The 16,354-nt window shown below is 71.7% G+C and carries 15 protein-coding genes; 10 read left to right on the forward strand and 5 right to left on the reverse strand.

The features are described from left to right. Positions 1-23 precede the first annotated feature (23 nt). Genes G3I60_RS13570 through G3I60_RS13580 form a run of 3 tightly spaced genes read left to right on the forward strand, consistent with a single transcriptional unit; the run spans position 24 to position 2,545 of the window. On the forward strand, positions 24-608 hold the full coding sequence (locus G3I60_RS13570) for a DUF5998 family protein (protein ID WP_138357495.1): 585 nt from the start codon (positions 24-26) through the stop codon (positions 606-608). Then, on the forward strand, positions 608-1,807 hold the full coding sequence (locus G3I60_RS13575; RefSeq protein ID WP_164293666.1) for an alkaline phosphatase family protein: 1,200 nt from the start codon (positions 608-610) through the stop codon (positions 1,805-1,807). Before G3I60_RS13570 ends, G3I60_RS13575 begins: the two co-directional genes overlap by 1 nt. A 54-nt stretch (positions 1,808-1,861) precedes the next feature. Further along, positions 1,862-2,545, forward strand: coding sequence for a thymidine kinase (locus tag G3I60_RS13580; RefSeq protein WP_138357497.1), 684 nt, complete (start codon positions 1,862-1,864; stop codon positions 2,543-2,545). On the opposite strand, the gene G3I60_RS13585 is transcribed toward G3I60_RS13580, so the two are convergent. Then, positions 2,526-3,299 carry a VOC family protein gene (locus G3I60_RS13585; RefSeq protein ID WP_164293667.1) on the reverse strand — a complete coding sequence of 258 codons (774 nt, stop codon included), beginning with the start codon at positions 3,297-3,299 and terminating at the stop codon, positions 2,526-2,528. The two genes, G3I60_RS13580 and G3I60_RS13585, sit on opposite strands and share 20 nt — an antisense overlap. Before the next feature lie 214 nt (positions 3,300-3,513). On the opposite strand from G3I60_RS13585, the gene G3I60_RS13590 reads away from it, so the two are divergent. Next, positions 3,514-4,341, forward strand: coding sequence for a sulfurtransferase (locus G3I60_RS13590; protein WP_138357499.1), 828 nt, complete (start codon positions 3,514-3,516; stop codon positions 4,339-4,341). A gap of 88 nt (positions 4,342-4,429) precedes the next feature. On the opposite strand, the gene sepH is transcribed toward G3I60_RS13590, so the two are convergent. After that, complete coding sequence (gene sepH / locus G3I60_RS13595; protein ID WP_164293668.1) at positions 4,430-5,494, reverse strand: septation protein SepH; 1,065 nt, start codon at positions 5,492-5,494, stop codon at positions 4,430-4,432. Between the two features lie 431 nt (positions 5,495-5,925). On the opposite strand from sepH, the gene G3I60_RS13600 reads away from it, so the two are divergent. Next, positions 5,926-6,756, forward strand: a complete 831-nt coding sequence (locus tag G3I60_RS13600) for a hypothetical protein (RefSeq protein ID WP_239069789.1) — start codon at positions 5,926-5,928, stop codon at positions 6,754-6,756. A gap of 22 nt (positions 6,757-6,778) precedes the next feature. Here G3I60_RS13600 and G3I60_RS13605 read toward each other — a convergent pair whose 3' ends face one another. Together G3I60_RS13605 and G3I60_RS13610 are read right to left on the reverse strand one after the other, a co-directional pair. Further along, the gene (locus G3I60_RS13605) at positions 6,779-8,107 is read right to left on the reverse strand and encodes a D-arabinono-1,4-lactone oxidase (protein WP_164293670.1); all 1,329 of its coding nucleotides are present in this window, start codon (positions 8,105-8,107) and stop codon (positions 6,779-6,781) included. After that, positions 8,058-9,308, reverse strand: a complete 1,251-nt coding sequence (locus tag G3I60_RS13610) for an MFS transporter (protein WP_164293671.1) — start codon at positions 9,306-9,308, stop codon at positions 8,058-8,060. The genes G3I60_RS13605 and G3I60_RS13610 overlap by 50 nt, the downstream gene beginning before the upstream one ends. 115 nt (positions 9,309-9,423) lie before the next feature. Here G3I60_RS13610 and G3I60_RS13615 point away from each other — a divergent pair, with 115 nt between their 5' ends. From G3I60_RS13615 to G3I60_RS45395, 3 genes are all read left to right on the forward strand, one after another. Beyond that, positions 9,424-10,551 (forward strand): ferrochelatase, encoded by a 1,128-nt coding sequence (locus tag G3I60_RS13615; protein WP_164293672.1) that lies wholly within the window; start codon positions 9,424-9,426, stop codon positions 10,549-10,551. Positions 10,552-10,559: 8 nt separating this feature from the next. Further along, positions 10,560-11,348: an inositol monophosphatase family protein gene (locus tag G3I60_RS13620; RefSeq protein WP_343240966.1), complete on the forward strand. Its 789-nt coding sequence runs from the start codon at positions 10,560-10,562 to the stop codon at positions 11,346-11,348. 242 nt (positions 11,349-11,590) lie between these two features. Then, positions 11,591-13,816, forward strand: coding sequence for a right-handed parallel beta-helix repeat-containing protein (locus G3I60_RS45395; protein ID WP_275405902.1), 2,226 nt, complete (start codon positions 11,591-11,593; stop codon positions 13,814-13,816). Between the two features lie 174 nt (positions 13,817-13,990). Here the strand turns inward: G3I60_RS45395 and G3I60_RS44565 are convergent, their stop codons facing one another. Further along, positions 13,991-14,164, reverse strand: coding sequence for a hypothetical protein (locus G3I60_RS44565; RefSeq protein WP_187145045.1), 174 nt, complete (start codon positions 14,162-14,164; stop codon positions 13,991-13,993). A 240-nt stretch (positions 14,165-14,404) separates the two neighbouring features. Between G3I60_RS44565 and G3I60_RS13630 the strand changes: the two genes are divergently transcribed. Both G3I60_RS13630 and G3I60_RS13635 read left to right on the forward strand, forming a co-directional pair. Beyond that, positions 14,405-15,058, forward strand: a complete 654-nt coding sequence (locus tag G3I60_RS13630; RefSeq protein ID WP_138357505.1) for a response regulator transcription factor — start codon at positions 14,405-14,407, stop codon at positions 15,056-15,058. A gap of 86 nt (positions 15,059-15,144) precedes the next feature. After that, entirely contained in the window at positions 15,145-16,338 is a 1,194-nt protein-coding gene (locus G3I60_RS13635; RefSeq protein WP_164293704.1) for a HAMP domain-containing sensor histidine kinase, read from the forward strand. Positions 16,339-16,354: the final 16 nt, after the last annotated feature.

Here is a 16,354-nt window from a genome sequence, read left to right on the forward strand (position 1 = left end):
TACCCGCCCTTAAGATGGACCCCATGGCGAAGACCGGTATGACGACCCAGGGCCTGCGCACGGCCATCGAGCGCAGCGGCTACTACCCGGCCCTGGTGGCCGAGGCCGTCGAGGCGGCGGTGGGCGGCGAACCGGTGGCGTCGTACCTGGTCCATCAGGAGACGACGTTCGACGCGAACGAGGTGCGCCGGCATGTGACGGTGCTGGTCATCACCGACCACCGCTTCATCGTGAGCCACACCGACGAGCAGGCCGCCGACGACACGTCCCCGACCCCGTACGCGACCACCTCCACCGAGTCCGTGAAGATCGGCCGGATCTCGTCCGTGGTGGTCAGCCGCGTGGTGGCCAACCCCGAGGCGTACGTACCCGGCACGCTGCCGCGCGAGGTCGTGCTGACCATCGGCTGGGGCGCCGTCAGCCGGCTGGACCTGGAGCCCGCCGCCTGCGGCGACCCCAACTGCGACGCCGACCACGGCTACACCGGCTCCTCGACCGCCGACGACCTGTCACTCCGCGTCAGCGAGGCCGGCGACGGGCCCGACGCGGTACGCCAGGCCCTGGCCTTCGCGCAGGCGCTCTCCGAGGCGACGGCGGCAGACCGCTGATGGTGCACGCCGTACCCGCTTACGACCCCGCGCCACTGGATCCGCGTACCGCACCGGCACCGCTCTACGGCACCGCTTCGCTCTGCGACCTCTTCCCCGCGGCCACCGCCGGGCTCGCCGTCCCCGGGATGCCCGCCACCGGCCTCGAACTGGCCCCCGCCGACCGCGTCTGCGTCTTCCTGGTCGACGGCATGGGCTGGGAACTGCTGCGCGCGCACCCCGAGGAGGCGCCCTTTCTCGCCTCCCTGATGCACACCTCGACCGGCGGCACCGGGCAGCCGCTCACCGCGGGCTTCCCGTCCACCACCGCGACCTCGCTCGCCTCGGTCGGCACCGGCCTGGCGCCGGCCCGCCACGGGCTCGCCGGCTACACCGTCCTGGATCCGTCCTCCGGCCGGCTGATGAACCAGCTGCGCTGGCAGCCCTGGACCGATCCGCACGTGTGGCAGCCGTACCCCACCGTCTTCCAGCTCGCCGACGCCGCCGGGGTCGAGACGTGCCAGGTGTCCTCGCCGAACTTCCAGCACACCCCGCTGACGAAGATCGCGCTCAGCGGCGGCACCTTCCACGGCCGGCTCACCGGTGACGAGCGGATGGACCTGGCGGCCGACCGGCTCGGCGCCGCCGACCGGACGCTCGTCTACACGTACTACAGCGAGCTGGACTCCATGGGCCACCGGCACGGCGTCGACTCCGACGCCTGGCGCGGCCAGTTGATGATGGTCGACCGGCTCGCCCAGCGGCTGGCCGAGCAACTCCCGCCGCGCTCCGCGCTGTACATCACCGCCGACCACGGCATGATCGACATCCCGTTCGACGACGAGTCCAGGATCGACTTCGACGAGGACTGGGAGCTGAGTGCCGGCGTCGCCGTCCTCGGCGGCGAGGCCCGCGCCCGCCATGTCTACGCCGTGCCGGGCGCCGCCGCCGACGTGTACACGGTGTGGAGCGAGGTGCTCGGCGAGCAGATGTGGGTGGCCACCCGCGAAGAGGCCGTCGCGGCAGGCTGGTTCGGCCGCCCCGGCGACCCCGTCGACGAACGGGTGCTCGGCAGGATCGGCGATGTGATCGCCGTGGCCCGCGACGACATCGCGGTCATCGCGAGCCGCACCGAGGCGGGGGAGTCCCAGATGGTCGGCCTGCACGGCTCGATGACCCCCGTCGAGCAGCAGGTACCGCTGCTCGAAGTACGTTTCTGACCCGCAGCGCAGCCCCTCCTCCGTCCTGCTTCCCGAAAGGCCGACGTCCTCCTCATGCCCGAGCTTGTGTTCTTCTCCGGAACGATGGACTGCGGAAAGAGCACCCTCGCTCTTCAGATCGAGCACAACCGCTCGACGCGGGGGCTGCAGGGCATGATCTTCACCCGCGACGACCGGGCGGGCGAGGGCGTGCTCTCCTCCCGGCTGGGCCTGTCCACCAAGGCGATCGAGGCCGCCGACGACGTCGACTTCTACGGCTATGTGGTCTCGCACCTGTCGGGCGGCGGCCGTGCCGACTACGTCCTGGTCGACGAGGCGCAGTTCTTCGCGCCCGCCCAGATCGACCAGCTCGCCCGGATCGTCGACGACCTGGGCCTGGACGTCTTCGCCTTCGGCATCACCACCGACTTCAGGACCAAGCTCTTCCCCGGATCGCAGCGGCTCGTCGAGATGGCCGACCGTATCGAGGTCCTGCAGGTCGAGGCGTTGTGCTGGTGCGGGGCCCGCGCCACCCACAACGCCCGCACCATAGACGGCCAGATGGTCGTCGAAGGCGCGCAGGTCGTCGTCGGCGACGTCAACCGCCCGGCCAGCGAGGTGGGTTACGAGGTGCTGTGCCGCCGTCACCACACCCGGCGGATGACGGCGGCGAGCGCTCAGGCCGCGACCCTGTCCCCGGACGTCCTGCCGGTGGACCAGGCCGTCGACCGGAACGGGGTCAGCGGGCCGCGTCGATGACGGTGAAGACGGCACCCTCGGGGTCGGCCACCGTCGCCAGCCGCCCGTAGCCCGAGTCACGGGCCGGCTGCAGCACCCGGCCGCCCAGCTCGACCACCCGGCGGGTCGCTGCGTCGGTGTCCGCCACGGCGAAGTACGTCATCCAGTGCGCGCCCCGGTCGCGGGGCAGCGACTGGCCGACGCCGTGGATCCCGGCCACCGGGCGGCCCTTCAGCCGCAGGGTGAGGTAGTCGAAGTCCGCCGCCACCTCGGGCTCCGTCTCGTACCCGAAGACATCGGTGTAGAACTTCGCGACGGTCGACGACTCGCGCGTCACCAGCTCGTTCCAGGCCAGCGTGCCCGGCTCGCCGATCACGTCGGCGCCGGGGTGACGCTGGGCCTGCCAGATGCCGAAGACCGCGCCCGACGGGTCGACGGCCACCGCCATCCGCCCCTCGTGGTCCGCGTCCAGCGGGCCGACGCCCACCGTGCCGCCGCACTCACGGATCAGCTCCGCGGTGACGTCCGCGTCGTCGCAGGCCAGCAGCGTGGTCCAGGAGACCGGCAGATGCCGGTCCTTCGGGCCGTCTCCGATCCCGGCGATCTGCCGCCCGCCCAGCTCGGCCCGGACATAGGGGCCGAGGTGCTGCGGTCCCTCGTGGAACTCCCATCCGAACAGGGCACCGTAGAACTCCTGGGCCGCATCCAGATTGTGTGCCATCAAGCTGACCCAGCAGGGCGTGCCGGGGGGACGCCGGCTCGGTACCTCGGTCATTGAATTCTCTCCTCGGGGCCGGCGCGCGGGGCATTCGGGGGAGGTGCCGAAGTCGATGGTTCCACCACCGGGCCCGCGGCGCGCCCCGGCCGCGCCGCATCCAACCCCTAAGTGCTGAATAGTGCCCGTTTTGGTATTTGACTTCCGTTTCGAGACGGTGGCCGCGCGATGGCGATCAGTCGAACGTCCAACGTGTGAGGCCCACAATGGACGTATGGAACCCATTATCGCTGCAGCCGAACTCGCGAGCGAGCTGAGCCGGACCACCGTCCTCGACGTCCGCTACCAGCTCGGGGCCCCTCCGGGCCGTCCGGAGTACGAGGCGGGCCACATTCCCGGAGCGGTCTACGTCGACCTCGAATCCGAGCTGGCCGGCGAACCCGGCGCGGCCGGCCGGCACCCGCTGCCCGACCCGGAGGTCTTCGGCGCCGCGATGCGTGCGGCCGGTGTCAGCGCCGACCGTGACGTGGTCGTCTACGATGCCGCGCAGGGCTGGGGCGCCGCTCGCGCCTGGTGGATGCTGCGCTGGACCGGCCACACCCGGGTCCGGGTCCTGGACGGCGGGCTGGCCGCCTGGACCGCCGCCGGGCTGCAGCTGGAGACCGGAACGGCGGATCCCGCCCACGGTGACTTCACCCCCGCCGTCGGATCTACCCCGCTGCTGACCGCCGAGGACGCGGCGGCGCTGGCCCGGCGCGGTCTGCTGCTCGACGCCAGGGCGGGCGAGCGCTACCGGGGCGAGGTCGAGCCGATCGACCCCGTCGCCGGCCACATTCCGGGCGCGGTGAGCGCTCCGACCACGGAGAACCTCGCGGCGGACGGCCGTTTCCTGCCGGCCGAGGTGCTGGCGGCCCGGTTCGCGGAGCTGGGCGCCAAGGACTCCGCCGAGGTCGGCGTCTACTGCGGCTCCGGCGTCTCGGCGGCGCAGGAGGTGCTGGCGCTGGCGGTCGCGGGCATCCCCGCCGCGCTGTACGTGGGTTCGTGGAGCGAATGGACGGCCGACCCGGACCGCCCGGTCGCCACCGGCGCGCAGCCGGGCTGACCCCGGAACAGGGCCCCGGACAGGGGTAGGGCGAACAGGTAAGGGGCGGCGCACCAGGTGCGCCGCCCCTTACCGTCGATTTCTGCGGTTACTCCTGCTTCTTGCGGCGGCTGCCGAAGACGATCTCGTCCCAGCTGGGCACCGTCGCCCGGCGTCCCGGCCGGACACCGTCCGCCTCGGCCTGCCGGTCCGTGGTGCCGACCAGCCGGTCGCGGTGGCCCGCGACGGCCCGCGGCATCAGGACGTCCGCGTAAGCGGAGCCCGCACCCGTGCTCGCCGCGGGCGGAGCGGCCTCCTCGGCCGCCGGCTCCTCCGGCTGCTCCGCCGGAGCGGTCTCCGGGGGCGCGGACGGCGGTGACGGTACGACCATGTCGCCGCGGAAGCTCGGCACCGCCTCCAGCAGGCTGGTCAGCGAGTCCCGGTCCTCCTCGGCACGTTCGGCACTGCGCTCCTGCGGCCGGTCGGGCCGTTCCAGCTGCCGGTCGAGCGCCCGGTCCAGCGGGCGGTCCCTGGGCAGCCGGGCGATCCGCGGCACGAAGGGGAAGCTCGGCGGCTCCTTGGAGTCCTGGGTCTCCAGGGTCTCCTGCTGGGTGGTCTCGCCGATCAGCGCCCGTGCCTCGTCGTCCACGGCCTGGACGAGCCGCCGGGGCGGGTCGTACGTCCAGCTCGCGGAGTGCGGTTCACCGGCCACCCGGTAGACCAGCAGGACTTCCCACGTGCCGTCGTCGCGCCGCCAGGAGTCCCAGAGAACGGTCTCCTTCTCGGCGCCGCGCAGCAGCAGCCGCTCCGCGACCGCTTCACCGAGCTGCGGTCCGGCGCTCTCGCCGTGCCGCCGCACCGGGGTCTTCCTGGCCCGCTCGGCCATGAAGGCGCGCTCGGCGAGCACCGGACCCTCGAAGCGGCGGACCCGTTCCACCGGAATACCGGCGGTCTGGGCGACCTCTTCCGCTGAGGCTCCGGCTCGTATCCGTGCCTGGATGTCCCTTGGCCGCAGGTGGCTCTCGACCTCGATCTGGCCGAGGCGGGCACGGTCATTGCGTACCGCTGCCCGGAGTCGCTCGTCGATGGGGAGCGAGTATTCCGTGCTGTCTGCAGCCTTGAGCACCAGTCGTGTGCCGTCGTTGCTGACGGCCACGACACGCAGTTCGGGCATGGGAACCTCCCGGGTGGTGCCTGCCGACGTCACGTGCGTCGCTGCTCCCGTTGGACGAGTGTGGCCTGCCCAGGTGCGGCACGCCACAACCTTGCAGGGTTACCCGGCGTGTCGGGCAGGTGCCGTGACTCGCCGTTATGGGACGGTGACCAGTTGACCACTCAGAGTGACCAAACGCGGCACCCCGGGATGAGCACCGCCTCCGGGCTCCCCTCCCGTTGGTCCGGGCAACCGGACGGGAAGCCGGAGCCAGGATTCGCCACAGTACTCCATTCGGGCCACTGGGGTGGGTTGCGGCGCTGCCGAAGTTCTCCCGCGACAAGGGAGTTGAGTGGCGAGGCTCACAGAATGCCTGCAAGTGGAACTACTGCCTTCGCCCATATGTCTCTTCTCTGTGCAAGGAGGATGAGATCGGCTACCCAGGTATGGATATGGACGAAAAGGACGAGCGCGAGGAAACGTCCCAGCGGGGACGGCTGGACCTGAGCGTCCCCCAAGTGGCGGGCAGTGCGCTGGCGGCCGTGACCGCGGCACTGCTGGCGTCGCAGCTCGGTGTGTACGGGACGATCATCGGCGCCGGCGTGGTCAGCATCGTGGCCACCGCGGGCGGCACGGTCTTCCAGCACTTCTTCCGGCGCACCGGCGAGCAGATCCGCACGGTGTCCACCCGGCACCTGCCGGTCTCCGTCCCGGGGACGGACCCGGAGGCGGGCTCCACCCGGCTGCTGGAGGAGCTGCCGCCACCGGGCGAGGACGGGATCCCCGACGGGGAGTACGGCGAGGCGACCGTGCACGGCACGACCAAGCGCGGCTGGCGCAAGTCGGCGATCGGCGCCGTGGTCGTCTTCGTGCTGGCGATGGGCACCGTCACCTCGATCGAGCTGGCCACCGGATCGGAGCCGTCGGTCACGGCGGTCTTCGACGGCGGCGGATCGCACCACCGGCCGCCGGCCGACCGGCCGAGTGCCCCGGCCTCCGATCCGGCCGGCACCCCCGGGGACACCCCCTCGCCCGGATCGTCGACGACTCCTTCGGAGTCCTCGTCGCCGTCACCGACCCCCTCGGGGAGCGGCAGCGGCTCGCCGACGCCAGATCCCAGCGGTTCCCCGTCCTCGGGCGGCAGCCCGAGCACCAGCACCTCGCCGACCCCGGACCCCGGCCAGTCCTCGGACGACGGCAAGGGCGGGGCGGGCGGCAGACCGCCTCCCGGCGCCCAGGGCGGCGCCCAGGGGGCCGCCGCGGGCGCCGGGACGCAGAACTGAGCGCCGGGGACCTTGAGCGGTCCTACGCGCCGAGCACCCGCCGCAGGTAGTCGTTGCCGAAGAGCCGCTGCGGATCCAGCCGGTCGCGCAGGGCGGTGAACTCGCCGAAGAGCGGATATACCCCGGAGAAGTACTCCGCGTCACGGGTGTGGACCTTGCCCCAGTGCGGCCGGCCCTCGTGCGCGGTCATGATCTTTTCGGCCGCGGTGAAGTACTCCTGGTAGCGGCTGCCCCGGTACATGTGGACGGCGATGTACGCGCTGTCGCGGCCGGAGGCGGTGGACAGGGTGATGTCGTCGGCGGGCGCGATCCGCACCTCCACCGGGAAGCTGATCCGCAGCCCCGACGACTCGACCATCGCCTTGAGCTCGCGGATCGCCCCGACCGCGGCCTCGCGCGGCACGGCGTACTCCATCTCCACGAACCGCACCCGGCGCGGACTGGTGAAGACCTTGTACGCGATATCGGTGTACGTACGGGCCGACAGCGCGCGGCTGGAGACCTTCGCGATGCCGGGGATGGTGCCGGGAGCGGCCTTTCCGAGCGAACAGGCGGCCTGGAACAGACCGTTGGAGAGCAGCTCGTCGTCGATCCAGCCCTTGACGGGGGAGAGCGGGGCGGCCGGGCCCTGACTGCGGTTGTTGCGCTTGGTGTTGCAGCTGTCGGTGTGCGGGAACCAGTAGAACTCGAAGTGCTCGTTCTCCGTCGTCAGCTGGTCGAACTCCGCCATGACCCGGTCGAAGCCCATCGGCTCCTCGCGGGCGGTGAGCAGGAACAGCGGTTCGACCGCGAACGTGATCGCGCTGATCACCCCGAGGGCGCCGAGCCCGAGCCGGGCCGCCGCGAAGACATCGGCGTTCTCGTCCGCCGAGCAGGTCAGCACCGAGCCGTCGGCCAGCACCAGTTCCAGGCCCTTGATCTGGGCGGATATCGACCCCGAGTCACGGCCGGTGCCATGGGTGCCGGTACTGGTGGCGCCCGCCACCGTCTGCTCCATGATGTCGCCCATATTGGTCAACGACAGGCCCTCGGCGGCCAGCGCCGCGTTCAGCTGGTGGAGCGGAACCCCCGCCTCCACGGTGATCGTGCCGCGCTCGCGGTCGATCTCCCGGATCGCCGCCAGCCGGTCCGGCCGGATGAGGACCCCACCGGTGGCGGCCGCGGCGGTGAACGAGTGCCCGGTGCCCACGGCCTTCGCCGTCAGCCCGTCCTGGGCGGCCTGGCGAACGGCGGCGGACAGCTCGTCCACCGAGGCCGGCGACACACTGCGCCGCGGCTGGGAGGTGACGTTCCCCGCCCAGTTACGCCACGCCTTCTCGGCGGTTCCGTTCATCGTGCTCGTCGTGCTCATACGTACGCGCCCCCTCCTGCTCCGGCGCCGGCCGCAGCCGGCGGAACCCCAGGACCGCCACCACCACGGCGAGTGCCCCGGCGGCGGCCGGTACCGCGAACGCCGCCTCCGCCCCCGACGAGTCGATCACCCACCCGGACACCGAGGCTCCGAGAGCCACGCCGACCGTGATGCCTGTGCTCACCCAGGTCATGCCTTCGGTCAGCTTCGCACGCGGTACCAGCTGTTCGACCAGGGCCATGGTGATGACCATCGTCGGTGCGATGGACAGGCCCGCGGCGAACAGCGCTACGGCCAGGAACCACAAGTTTCCGACCAGTAGGAGCGGGATCATACTCACAGCCATCACGCACACACCCACCAGGAAGCCCCGGAAGGCGGGCCCCTTCAGCCGGAGCAGCCCGAAGGCCAGCCCCGCGACGCAGGAGCCGAACGCGTACACCGCGAGGACCAGGCTGGCCGCGGCCTTGTGGCCCAGCTCGTCGGCGAAGGCCACCGTCGTGACCTCGACCGAGCCGAAGATCGCGCCGGTGCAGGCGAAGGTGGTCACCAGCACCTGGAGGCCGGGGGAGCGCAGCGCCGAGCCGCCCGCGTGGGAGGCCGTGGGGTGCGGGACCGGTTCCGTCGAGCGCTGAGCGGTCAGCAGGAACGTGCCGATCGCGAGGAAGACCGCCGCGAGCAGCGGGCCGGCCTCGGGGAACCAGACGGTGCACAGCCCGATCGACAGGATCGGGCCGACGATGAAGCAGACCTCGTCGACCACCGACTCGAAGGAGTACGCGGTGTGCATCGCGGGGGTGCCGTGGTGGATCACCGCCCAGCGGGCCCGGACCATCGCGCCCAGACTCGGAGTGGCGCCCGCCATGACGGCGAAGACGAAGAGCGTCCAGTCCGGCGCGTCCCACACGACGCACAGCAGCAGCCCCGCCACCGCCATCACGGTGACCCCGGCCGCCGGGCGCAGCACGCGGCGCTGCCCGTAGCGGTCGACGAGCCGGGACACCTGCGGGCCCATCACGGCGCCGGACATCGCGAGCGTCGCGGAGAGCGCGCCCGCCAGCCCGTAGCGGCCGGTGACCTGGGAGATCATCGTCACGATGCCGATGCCCAGCATCGACAGCGGCAGCCGGCCGATGAAACCGGCGGCCGAGAAACCCTTGGTTCCAGGTGCTGCGAAGATCGCGCGATACGGGCTGGACACGGGCACTCCACGGCGTCTTCGCCGGCGTCGGTAAGGCTTGTGACTGTCCTCCACAGGTTACGTGGCAGGGCAATCGCTTTTCTGGACGCCGGGCACCAGTGGCAGGATCGGACCCATGTCCGATCACAACGAGGCCGGTCCCGCGGCCGTGCCCTATGACGCGCTGCTCCTGCTGTCCTTCGGCGGCCCCGAGGGACCCGACGACGTCGTCCCGTTCCTGGAGAACGTCACCCGCGGCCGGGGCATCCCGCGGGAGCGGCTCAAGGAGGTCGGGCAGCACTACTTCCTGTTCGGCGGGGTCAGCCCGATCAACGCGCAGAACCGCGAGCTGCTCGACGCTCTGCGCAAGGACTTCGGCGAGCACGGCCTCGCCCTGCCGGTCTACTGGGGCAACCGCAACTGGGCGCCCTACCTGGTCGACACGCTGCGCGAGATGACCGACGACGGGCACCGCCGCATCCTGGTGCTCGCCACCAGCGCCTACGCCTCCTACTCCGGCTGCCGCCAGTACCGGGAGAACCTGGCCGGCGCCCTCGCCGAGCTCGCGGCCGAGGGCCGGCCGGTGCCGAGCGTGGACAAGCTGCGGCACTACTTCAACCACCCCGGCTTCGTGGAACCCATGACCGACGCGGTCCTCACCGCGCTCGGCGAACTGCCCGTCGAGGTCAGGGCCGGCGCCCGTCTGGCGTTCACCACGCACTCCATCCCGACCGCCGCCGCCGACACCTCGGGCCCGGTGGAGGGCCACGGGAACGGCGGCGCCTACGTGGCGCAGCACCTGGACACCGCCCGGGTGATCGCCGACGCGGTACGGGAGGCGACCGGCACCGAGCACCCCTGGCAGCTCGTCTACCAGTCGCGCAGCGGCGCCCCGCACATCCCGTGGCTGGAGCCGGACATCTGCGACCACCTCGCGGAGCTGCACGAGGGCGGCGTGCCCGCCGTCGTCATGGTGCCGATCGGCTTCGTCTCCGACCACATGGAGGTCAAGTACGACCTCGACACCGAGGCGGCCGCCAAGGCCGCCGAACTGGGGCTGCCGGTCGCGCGGGCCGCGACCGTGGGCGCCGACCCCCGGTTCGCCGCCGCCGTACGCGACCTGGTCCTGGAGCGCGCGGCGAGCGAGCGCGGCCTGGCACCGCGGCCCTGCGCGCTGGGCTCGCTCGGTCCGAGCCACGACGTCTGCCCGGCGGGCTGCTGCCCGTCCCGGAGCCCCCAGCCCGCTGTCGCGGGCACCGACTGAGGAGAGCCGTGAGCACCGAACTGCTGGAGATCGCGCTGGAAGCCGCCCACAAGGCGGGCGAACTGCTGCGCACCGGCCGGCCGGCCGACCTCGGGGTGGCGGCCACCAAGTCGAGCCCGATCGACGTCGTCACCGAGATGGACATCGCCGCCGAGAAGCTGATCACCGAACTGATCGCGAAGCACCGTCCCCAGGACGGCTTCCTCGGCGAGGAGGGCACCGAGAGCCCGGGCACCAGCGGGGTGCGATGGGTCGTCGATCCGCTCGACGGCACCGTCAACTACCTGTACGGGTTGCCCTCCTGGTCCGTGAGCATCGCGGCCGAGGTGGACGGCGAGACGGTGGTGGGGGTCGTCGCGGCCCCGATGCGCGGCGAGACCTACCGGGCGGTGCTCGGGCAGGGCGCCTTCGTCAACGACACCCCGGCCCGGCCGCGCCCGGTGCCCGAGTTCGCGCACGCGCTGGTCGGCACCGGCTTCAGCTACCTCACCGACCGCCGGGTGACGCAGGCGGAGGTGCTGCGCACCCTGCTGCCGAAGGTGCGCGACATCCGGCGCGGCGGATCCGCCGCGATCGACCTCTGCGACGTGGGCTGCGGACGGCTGGACGCGTACTACGAGCGCGGCCTGAATCCCTGGGACTTCGCGGCCGGCGCCCTCTTCGCCCGGGAGGCGGGCGTCCGCACCGGCGGGCGCCCCGGGCAGGCTCCCTCGAACGAGCTGACCGTCGCCGCGGGACCCGGCCTCTTCGAGGCGCTCCAGAGCCTGCTGGAGGACCTGGGAGCCTGGCTCGACTGACCTGGACCGGCACGGCCGTCCGCGGGCGGCAGCGGGTCGGGCAGCGCTCGCGGGAAGGGCGCTCCGGGTGCTGTGTCAGGGCCCTGTGAAATGATCGCCGAGCGGCTCAAGGGGGGCCGTTCAGCATCGTTCATGGGGGAATCATCAACATTCGCATAGGCGCGTGGGGCGCCGCCGCACTGCTGGGGGCGGTCGCCCTTCCGGTCGTCCTGCAGCCGGCCGCGGCCGCCGCTCCGGCCAACCTGTACGTCAACAACGCGGCGTCCGCGCACTGCACGGACACCGGCTCCGGCCTGGAGGCCAAGCCGTTCTGCACCGTCTCCGCCGCGGTCGCCGCGGTGCAGCCCGGCCAGACGGTGCACATCGCGCCGCAGGGGACCTATCCCGAGCAGGTCAATCTCACCAAGTCGGGCACGGAGGCCGCCCCGATCACTCTCGTCGGGGACCCCGTGTCCTCATCCGGGGTGTGGTCCAGCGCCTACTACTCGGCCACCATCGGCAAGCGCGACGCCGGCGGTACGGCCCGCGGGCTGACGATCAGCGGCGCCCAGCACATCCGGATCAAGAGCCTCAACTTCGCCGCCGTCGACGAGGGGGTGCGGATCGAGAACTCCTCGGACGTGTCGTACGTCAGCGGATGGGTGACCGGGGCCGCCACGGCCGCCGTCCACGTGCTCGGCACCTCCGAGAAGGTCACCGTCGGGCGCCTGAACCTCGACGTCATCAGCGGTCCCGGCATCGTGGTGGACCCCGGTGTCAAGGGCGCCGTGCTGACCACGAACCACGTGAACGCGTATGACGGCGACGGGATCTCCGTCACGGACTCACCCGGCGCGGTCGTGGTGGGCAACTCCGTCTTCAGCCGTTGCCACGACGGCATCGTGCTGGCCGGGGCCTCCTCCGGTGCGACGATCGCGAACAACGTCATCGCGCCGACCGACGTGCCCGGCTGGGACTCCTTCGAGTGCTTCTCGGAGCACCCCACCCGCCTGACCGTGGCCCCGGGCTCCGTCACCGGAACGAAGACGGACTACAACGTCCTCAGCACGATCGACGGCCGGTCGGCGTACAACTGGGCGGGCACCGCGTACGGGTACCAGCCGGCCTTCAGGTCCGCGACCGGCCAGGGCACGCACGACTTCTTCGCCGATCCGCTCGTCCCCTGGAAGGGCGACAAGCACGCCAAGCCGCTGCCGGCCATCGACTCGGCGGACATCACCGCCCCCGGGATGCTCGACGTCGACTCCCAGGGCAACAAGGCGGTGGACGACCCGCTGACGCCGAACAGCGGCGGCGGCCACCGGGACCGGGGTGCCCGGGAGTGGCTGGACGTCGGCAGCCTCTACACCCCGCAGGGGCCGACGCGTCTGCTGGACACCCGCTCGTCGCACGGTGACGCCACGCAGCTGCCGACGGCCGTCTCCATGCAGCTTCAGGTGACCGGCCGGAACGGGGTGCCGGCCACCGGCGTCACCGCGGTGACCCTGAACGTCACCGCCACCGGTACCACCGGCGCGGGCTTTCTGGCCGTCTACCCGACCTATTCGAAGCCGATCGCCTCGAACCTCAACTGGGCGGCGGGCGACACCGTCGCCAACCTGGTGACCGTTCCGGTGGACGACAACGGCCGGATCACCATCCAGCGCGGTGGTCAGGGCACCACCGATGTGATCGCCGACCTGGCGGGCTACTACAGCGCCAAGGGAAGCGTCTTCACCACCGCCGGCCCCACCCGGGCGATGGACACCAGGAACGGCACGGGCGCGCCGCAGGGCGCGGTCCGCTCCGGCGGCTCCGTCGAGCTCCAGATCGCGGGTACCAACGGCGTCCCGGCGACCGGCGTCACCGCGGTGACGCTGAACGTGACGACGACCGCGCCGACCGCCTACGGCTTCCTGACGGTGTACCCGCACGGCGCGACCCGTCCGGTCGCCTCGAACCTCAACTGGGCGCCGGGCAGGACCGTCGCCAACCTGGTGACGGTCCCCGTGGTGGACGGCAAGGTGTCCTTCTACAGCGGGGGCACCGGCTCTGGCACGGTGCAGGTCATCGCGGACGTGGCCGGCTACTACAGCGACCAGGGACACAACACCTTCCACGCCGAGACGCCCTTCCGGGTGCTGGACACCCGTAAGGCCGACCCGAGCGACTGCACCGACCAGAGCCGCCCGGCCGCCGTCATCCCGCCCGGCGGGACGCTCGATGTCGCCCTCAACTGCTACCAGACCTCCGATGCCACGTCGCTCACGCTCAACGTGACGGTGACCGGCACGGGCGCCCCGGGCTTTCTGACGGTGTACCCGCACGGGCAGCAGAAGCCGGTGGCCTCCAACATCAACTGGATCGCCGGCCAGACGGTCCCGAACCAGGTCGTCGTCCCGATCGGGGACGGCAAGATCTCGTTCTTCAACGGCAGCGGCGGGAACATCGACCTGGTGGTCGACGTCCTCGGCTACCACTCCGTCTGACCGCTCGGCTGACGACCGCCCACTGCCGCACGCCCGTCCGGGTGCGGCAGCGGGCACGGAAGCGCCCCGGCACCAGGGAGGTGTCCGGGGCGTGCCGACGGCTGCTGCTCTGCCGTTCCGGTTCGGGGGCCGTGGCCTGGCGGCCCGGCCGGGCGTACTGGTCAGGCGTACTGGTCAGGCGACCTTGGACTGGATGTGCACGCCGTGTTCCGCGGCCAGGCGCCGCAGATCGTCGAGCTCGCCCTGTTCGACCTCGGCAAGGAACTCGTCGCCGGCCTCACGGGCGTGGTGGAGGTCGGATTCAGTGCTGTGTATCCGCTGCAGGATTCCGGTGGTGAATGCGTCCATCAGCTGGCGCCCCCTCGTCGTCGTCGTCGTTGACACGGGGTGTGTCAAAGCCCATAACGGCGCGGCGGGAAGCGCGTCGGGGCTTGGTTGGTGGGTGTACGACGGGTCTTCCCCGGGCCCGGCGACGAGGAAACCTCGAGCAGACGACGAATTCCGGTCCGGTCGCCACTTACCGCCGGTTTACGGCCGTCCGGTGCAGGATGGGAGCACATTCGTACTGCTCACGGAAGGAACAGCGCCTTGCGCGTACTGGTCGTCGAGGACGAGCAACTGCTCGCCGATGCGGTTGCCACCGGACTTCGCCGCGAGGCCATGGCCGTCGACGTCGTGTACGACGGTGGCGCCGCCCTGGAGCGGATCGGGGTGAACGACTACGACGTCGTGGTCCTCGACCGTGACCTTCCGGTCGTCCACGGTGACGACGTCTGCCGGCAGATCGTCGGGCTGGGGATGCCGACCCGGGTGCTGATGCTCACCGCCGCCGGCGATGTGAGCGACCGGGTGGAGGGGCTGGAACTGGGCGCCGACGACTATCTCCCCAAGCCCTTCGCGTTCAGCGAGCTGACCGCACGGGTCCGCGCGCTGGGCCGCCGGACGACCACGGCCCTGCCGCCGGTCCTGGAGCGGTCCGGCATCAAGCTCGACCCCAACCGCCGGGAGGTCTTCCGGGACGGCGCCGAGGTGCATCTGGCGCCGAAGGAGTTCGCGGTGCTGGAGGTGCTGATGCGCAGCGAGGGCTCGGTGGTCTCCGCCGAGCAGCTCCTGGAGAAGGCGTGGGACGAGAACACCGACCCGTTCACGAACGTGGTGCGGGTGACGGTCATGACGCTGCGCCGCAAGCTCGGCGAGCCCCCGGTGATCGTCACCGTGCCGGGCTCCGGATACCGGATCTGACCGGCGTGACCACTTCCTCCGCCCCGCCCCCGCCCCCCCCCCGGCCACCCGCCGACCGGGCCGCTCCCCGCCGCCCCGGCTGGGACCTGCTGCCGGCCGAGGCGCCGCCCCCGTGGCTGCGGCCGACGATCCGGATACGGCTGACGGTCCTGTACGGCGGCATGTTCCTGATCGCGGGCGTCCTGCTGCTGTGGATCAACTACCTGCTGGCCGCACAGGCGCTGCACCAGGGCATGGAGCTGCCCTTCCGGCTGCTGGGCGCCAATGTGCAGCCGACGGACGCGTGTCCCAATCTGCAGAGCAGCAGCGGCAGCAGCACCATCGACCAGTTCAACGCCGCGCTGAACATCTGCATGCAGCACCAGCGCGAGCTGGCGCTCAACACGCTGCTCAGGCGCTCGCTGATGGCCCTCATAGGGCTGACCGTGGTCGCCTTCGCCTTCGGCTACGTGATGGCCGGGCGGGTGCTCTCGCCGCTGGGCAGGATCACCCGCACCGCGCGCGGCGTGGTCAGCTCCGACCTCAAGCGCCGGATCGAGCTCGACGGACCGGACGACGAGCTCAAGGAGCTCGCCGACACCTTCGACGACATGCTCGACCGGCTGGAGCGGTCCTTCGACGCGCAGCGCCGCTTCGTGGCCAACGCGTCGCACGAACTGCGGACGCCACTGGCGATCAACCGCACGCTCCTGGAGGTGCAGCTGGCCGACCCGGAGGCGTCGGCCGACCTCCAGCAGCTCGGCAAGACTCTGCTCGCCACCAACGAGCGCAGTGAGCAGCTCGTGGAGGGCCTGCTGCTGCTCGCCCGCAGCGACAACGAGATCGTGCACCGCAAGCCGGTGGACGTCGCGGAGGCGGCCTCCCAGGCCCTCGACCAGACCCGCGCCGAGGCGCAGGCCAAGGGCGTGGAGCTGCGCAGCGAGCTCGGGCCGGCGGTGGTGCAGGGCAACGGCGTGCTGCTGGAGCGGATCGCGCTGAACCTGGTGCAGAACGCCGTCCGGTACAACACGGCCGACGGCTGGGTCGAGGTGACGACCGGCACCGAGGCGGGCCAGGCCCTGCTGATAGTGACGAACACCGGCCCGGTGGTGCCCGCCTACGAGGTGGACAACCTCTTCGAGCCCTTCCGCCGGCTCCGTACGGAGCGAACGGGCAGCGACAAGGGCGTGGGCCTGGGGCTGTCCATCGCGCGCTCCGTGGCGCGCGCTCACGGCGGCTTCATCTCGGCGGAGCCGAGGGAGGGCGGTGGCCTGGTCATGCGGGTGGTGATCCCGCTCTGACCGCGAACCCGGCGGC

Origin of the sequence: Streptomyces sp. SID13666, assembly GCF_010548325.1 — a bacterium.
GTDB lineage: Bacteria > Actinomycetota > Actinomycetes > Streptomycetales > Streptomycetaceae > Actinacidiphila > Actinacidiphila fildesensis.